Source organism: Clostridium sp. TF11-13AC (genome assembly GCF_003481065.1).
Taxonomy (GTDB): Bacteria; Bacillota; Clostridia; order Lachnospirales; family Lachnospiraceae; genus Otoolea; species Otoolea fessa.
Genome location: NZ_QUKJ01000022.1, coordinates 1 through 968, shown reverse-complemented (window position 1 = coordinate 968; position 968 = coordinate 1). Strand labels below are relative to the sequence as shown.

Annotated in this window: 1 protein-coding gene; it reads left to right on the top strand. The window is 45.2% G+C overall.

What is annotated here, in order from left to right; genetic code table 11:
* Positions 1 to 968 (top strand): IS200/IS605 family accessory protein TnpB-related protein (locus tag DXD12_RS15705; RefSeq protein WP_243105406.1); only part of this gene is annotated, 968 nt, incomplete at both ends.

Below are 968 nucleotides of genomic sequence, written 5' to 3'. Positions count from 1 at the left end.
TCACGCCTTAGTTTGTGGGAAAAGGGAGAACTGAGAGGAAAACCGAAGCTGGTCTGTGAGAATCATGCGATGCCGGTATTCTATCGGGATGTCATGTATAGGGAAGCAGAACCGGGAGAAGATACGGCTTATTTAAAGCTATTTGATGGGCGTGAGTGGAAGTGGTTTCAGGTGAAATTACTTCATACCGATATGGAATATCTTCGAAAAAAGTGGAGCGGGAAAGAGGCATCTGCCCCAACTTTGGAAAGGAAACATCATAAATATTTCCTTCGGTTTTCATACACAGAGGAAGTAAGCTTATCAAAAACAGATGTAAAAGAGCAGGTGATATGCAGCGTTGATTTAGGAATCAATACGGATGCGGTCTGCAGCATCATGCGTGCAGATGGCACTATCTTGGGACGTAAATTTATAAATTTCTCCAGTGATAAAGACCATTTGTATCATGTGCTTGGCAGAATCCGCCGTTTTCAGAGGGAACATTCCTCCAGACAGGTCCAAAGCCGATGGGATTATGCAAAAAGGCTGAATATGGAGCTGTCCCGCAAAATAGCTGCGGAGATCACGAAATATGCCGCAGAGTATCAGGCAGGTGTAATTGTGTTTGAGTATCTGGAAATGCAGGGAAAAATATCCGGAAAAAAGAAACAAAAGCTTCATTTATGGAGAAAGCGGGATATTCAGAAACCGTGTGAACATCAGGCACATCGGAACGGAATTCGTGTGTCCAGGGTCAGTGCCCGGAACACCAGCAGGCTGGCCTGTGACGGAAGCGGAGCGGTAGTAAGAAACCAGGAGAACCATAGCCTATGTATCTTCCGGACCGGAAAACAGTATAACTGCGACCTGTCAGCATCCTATAATATCGGAGCGAGATATTTTATACGGGAATTTTTAAAACCCTTGCCGGAAACGGAAAGGTCTTCACTGGAGGCAAAAGTACCTGCAGTGAAGCGTAGAACCTC